Below are 4,306 nucleotides of genomic sequence, written 5' to 3' on the forward strand. Positions count from 1 at the left end.
GTGCGGTAGTGGCCGGGATCTCATCCCAGAGTTCGGCCTCGGCACCCACCGGGGTGCTGCTCTGCCAGTGCACGCCGAAATACAGCACGATGCCCAGCAACAGGTGCATGAAAACCGCGAGCAGGAGGGAACGCAGGGTTCCCCGCTCCGGGGCCGGCTGATAAGGATAGGCGGCGGTTTTCATCGCGTGGGTCGGTGCTTACTTGGGCTTGACCATCAGGCCGACGCGCTTCACGCCATCAGCCTTGAGCACTGACATGACGTCCAGCACGGCTTCGTACTTGACCGAGCGGTCGGCGGCGATCACCACCGGCTGATCGGGATTCTCGTTCTGGCGCTGATGCACGAAATCGATCAGGCCCTGCTTGTCGAGCTTGCGCTCGAAGCTGTTGCCGGCGTTATCCTTGCCACGCGCGGTCAGTGCGCCGTCCTCATGCACGGTCACCACGATAGGGGGCGCCTTTTGCTGCTGGGTGGCGTTGGCCACGCTGGGCAGGTCAACCACGGCGGGATTCACGATCGGTGCCGCCACCATGAAAATGACGAGCAGCACCAGCATCACGTCAATGTAAGGCACGACGTTGATGTCGGCGCTGGCCCGGCGGCGCGAGCCGCCACGGCGCTGTATCGCTGCCATTGCTGGTTCTCCTTGACCGAAGACGTTGGTGGCTTCGGCGCTTTAGCGGGTCTGCCGTTGCAGGATGTTCAGGAACTCTTCCATGAAACTCTCGAAGCGGATGGCCAGGCGATCCACTTCGGTGGCGTAGCGGTTGTAGGCAATGACAGCCGGAATCGCCGCGAACAGGCCGATGGCGGTGGCGACCAGCGCCTCCGCAATGCCGGGCGCCACGGCCGCAAGCGTTGCCTGCTGCACATTGGACAAGCCGCGGAAGGCGTTCATGATCCCCCATACAGTGCCGAACAAGCCGATGTACGGGCTGACCGAACCCACCGATGCCAGGAACGGAAGGTGCGATTCCATCACATCCATCTCGCGCTGATAGGCCGCGCGCATCGCACGCCGCGCGGCATCGAGCAGTGCGCCGGCGTCATTGTTGCGCTCGCGCGCCTTCAGGTACTCGCCCATGCCGGATTCAAAGATCCGTTCCAGCGCGCCTGTGTTGTGACGATTATTGGCTGCGCTCTGATACAGGGCCTGCAGGTCGCCGCCGGCCCAGAAGTCGCGCTCGAAACCCTCGGTCTGTGTGCGCGCGGCGCGCAGGGAGAAATGCTTACGGAAGATATATGTCCACGAGAACAGGGACATCACCAGCAGCAGGGCCATGACGGCCTGCGCCAGCACACTGGCGTGCAGCACCAGCGAAATGATCGACAGGTCTTGCGTGACGGTCACGGGATTCATCGAGCGGTCTTGATGGTTGCAAGGACGGGAGCGGGAATGGGAGTCGGGCGAAATGTGCTACGATCAACACATCCAACCCGGATGGCGCCAGTAGCCAGCAATTGCTCTCCACGCCAGGCTTCCTGGGCGAATTGGACCGACGCCGGGCCAACCCGTTCAATCTGTGTCCGGATCTCAAGCAAGTCGTCCAGACGGGCGGGGGCATTGTAGTCCACCGCCGTGCTTCTGACGATGAAGACGACGCCGGACTCATCGGCCAGCGCTTGCTGCTCGATGCCTAGCGAGCGCAGCCACTCGGTACGGGCGCGCTCGAAGAACTTGAGGTAATTGGCGTAGAACACTACGCCGCCTGCGTCGGTGTCTTCCCAGTACACCCGCAAGGCCCACACATTGTTGCTCATGGCCGCGATTGTAACGGCAGCCGACCCGACCCGGTGTAAACCCTTGTCTGACATTACAACAATTACATGACCTGACGGACAAGGCATTGACTTTCGGTCTTTGGGCCCACGGCACTGTCTTGCAGCGAGCCAGCGCCTCGCGTTAAACTGCCGCCAACCATTCCATCTTGCGCGACTGGCGAAGTCAGTGGGCACTACCACGAGGAAGCGCAAAGTTCTCTGGCGCGATGTTTCAAGCGCCTGCCGCTCGCCTGGGCAGCGAATGGGAAGCAGGGTGCGCCCTGCGCCGGATAGCTAACGCGACCGGCGCCGGTCGCCTGTGCCTTCCCCGCGCGCCCTACCCCGAAGCCATTCGGAATTCCCCTTTTTCAGACGAGTTTTCGCCATGTTCGAACGCAGCCGCTATACGATCGACCAGATCGACCCCGAGCTTTTTGCCGCCATCCAGAAGGAAGACCAGCGCCAGGAAGAGCACATCGAGCTGATCGCCTCGGAAAACTACACCTCGCCGGCCGTGATGGCCGCGCAAGGCTCGCAACTGACCAACAAGTACGCCGAAGGCTATCCCGGCAAGCGCTACTACGGTGGCTGCGAGTACGTCGACATCGTGGAGCAGTTGGCCATCGACCGCGTCAAGCAACTGTTCGGCGCCGAAGCCGCCAACGTGCAGCCCAATTCCGGCTCGCAGGCCAACCAGGGCGTGTTCTTCGCGGCCCTGAAGCCGGGCGACACCATCATGGGCATGAGCCTGGCCGAAGGCGGCCACCTGACCCACGGCATGGCGCTCAACATGAGCGGCAAATGGTTCAACGTGGTCAGCTACGGCCTGGACGCAAACGAAGACATCGACTACGACGCGCTGGAAAAGCTGGCCCAGGAAAAGAAGCCCAAGCTGATCATCGCCGGCGCCTCGGCCTTCGCCCTGCGCATCGACTTCGAACGCATCTCCAAGGTGGCCAAGTCCATCGGCGCCCTGTTCATGGTCGACATGGCCCACTACGCCGGCCTGATCGCCGCCGGCGAGTACCCCAACCCGGTGCCGCACGCCGACTTCGTCACCACCACCACCCACAAGAGCCTGCGCGGCCCGCGCGGTGGCGTGATCCTGATGAAGGCCGAGCATGAGAAGGCCATCAACTCGGCCATCTTCCCCGGCATCCAGGGCGGCCCCCTGATGCACGTGATCGCCGGCAAGGCAGTCGCCTTCAAGGAAGCCCTGTCGCCCGAGTTCAAGACCTACCAGCAGCAAGTGGTCAAGAACGCCCGCGTGCTGGCCGAAACCCTGATCGAGCGCGGCCTGCGCATCGTCTCCGGGCGCACCGAAAGCCACGTCATGCTGGTCGACCTGCGCGCCATGCAGATCACCGGCAAGGAAGCCGAAAAGGTCCTGGGCGAGGCGCATATCACCGTCAACAAGAACGCCATCCCCAACGACCCGGAAAAGCCGTTCGTCACCTCGGGCATCCGCCTGGGCTCGCCGGCCATGACCACCCGCGGCTTCAAGGAAGAAGAAGCCCGCCTGGTGGCCAACCTCGTCGCCGACGTGCTGGAAAACCCGCACGACCTGGCCAATATCGCTCGCGTGCGCGAGCAAGTGGCAGCCCTGACCAAGCGTTTCCCGGTCTACGGCTAAAGCCCGGCGCCACCCGCCACCCGCGGGTGGCCGGCAGCCCCGCCGCGCCTGCGGCGGGCCTTGCCAACCCAGCCCGGCGCGACACAGAATGACAAGACGCTGCCTGCGCGGCACGCGCCCCGGCTCATACTTCGAGGTGGTCAGGCATGAAATGCCCTTTTTGCGCACACTCCAACACCCAGGTCCTGGACACGCGCATGTCGGAAGAAGGCGATACGGTGCGCCGCCGCCGCCGCTGTGAATCCTGCGACCGCCGCTTCACCACCTATGAGCGGATCGAACTATTCTTCCCCGCCATCGTCAAGAAAAACGGCTCCCGCGCGGACTATACCCGCGACAAGCTGAAAGACTCGATGCGCCTCGCCCTGCGCAAGCGCCCGGTCTCGGCCGAAGCCATCGACGCCTCCATCACCCGCATCGAAGAGAAACTGCTCGCCCTCGGCGAGAAGGAGATCCCCAGCAGCCAGGTCGGGGAGCTGGTCATGCGCGAGCTGCGCCGGTTGGACAAGATTGCTTACATCCGGTTTGCTTCGGTGTATCGAAGTTTTGAGGACGTGTCGGAATTCCGCGACATGCTGGATGAATTTTCGACGTCTACCCCACGGAAGGGGTAGCAGACTCCCAACGAAAGTTGTTTAATCTGCACTACCTTCTAATGCGGAAACAGAAGGTGCGGTGGACTCGCCCGGAGAGGCGAAATACGCCAACAAGAAAAAAACAATTTTCGGACGGGAGTCGAACATGGGTCAGCCTTCCTGCCTTGCGGCAGCGGGCTTGGTTGCACTTGCGCGCGCCAGGCTATCGTGGGCACCGGGGAAAGCGCTGCGCAGTGCATGGGCAGCGCTGATCTATTCATGCCCCTACGCCCTCCGGCACCCAGCCAACCGCCCCTCCCTCCCCTCTGCGCTA

6 protein-coding genes and 1 riboswitch are annotated in these 4,306 nt (G+C 63.0%); of the genes, 2 read left to right on the forward strand and 4 right to left on the reverse strand.

All coding sequences use genetic code 11. The features are described 5' to 3' along the window. The 4 genes from AC1RWI_RS37735 to ybgC form a co-directional block, all read right to left on the reverse strand. Positions 1-184: cell envelope integrity TolA family protein (locus tag AC1RWI_RS37735; RefSeq protein WP_492870858.1), on the reverse strand; the 184-nt coding region annotated here is incomplete at its 3' end. A gap of 15 nt (positions 185-199) precedes the next feature. Continuing rightward, the gene (tolR, locus tag AC1RWI_RS37740; protein WP_043348529.1) at positions 200-637 is read right to left on the reverse strand and encodes a protein TolR; all 438 of its coding nucleotides are present in this window, start codon (positions 635-637) and stop codon (positions 200-202) included. Between the two features lie 42 nt (positions 638-679). Further along, on the reverse strand, positions 680-1,363 hold the full coding sequence (gene tolQ, locus AC1RWI_RS37745; RefSeq protein WP_043348531.1) for a protein TolQ: 684 nt from the start codon (positions 1,361-1,363) through the stop codon (positions 680-682). After that, the gene (gene ybgC / locus AC1RWI_RS37750) at positions 1,360-1,764 is read right to left on the reverse strand and encodes a tol-pal system-associated acyl-CoA thioesterase (protein WP_043352192.1); all 405 of its coding nucleotides are present in this window, start codon (positions 1,762-1,764) and stop codon (positions 1,360-1,362) included. The genes tolQ and ybgC overlap by 4 nt, the downstream gene beginning before the upstream one ends. Before the next feature lie 161 nt (positions 1,765-1,925). Next, a riboswitch (ZMP/ZTP riboswitch) is annotated at positions 1,926-2,028 on the forward strand. Between the two features lie 121 nt (positions 2,029-2,149). Between ybgC and glyA the strand changes: the two genes are divergently transcribed. Together glyA and nrdR are read left to right on the forward strand one after the other, a co-directional pair. Then, entirely contained in the window at positions 2,150-3,397 is a 1,248-nt protein-coding gene (gene glyA / locus AC1RWI_RS37755; protein ID WP_043348535.1) for a serine hydroxymethyltransferase, read from the forward strand. A gap of 146 nt (positions 3,398-3,543) precedes the next feature. Continuing rightward, positions 3,544-4,011, forward strand: coding sequence for a transcriptional regulator NrdR (gene nrdR / locus AC1RWI_RS37760; protein ID WP_043348539.1), 468 nt, complete (start codon positions 3,544-3,546; stop codon positions 4,009-4,011). Positions 4,012-4,306 lie beyond the last annotated feature (295 nt).

The sequence above is a fragment of the Cupriavidus sp. MPR-AND1C genome (assembly GCF_058809705.1).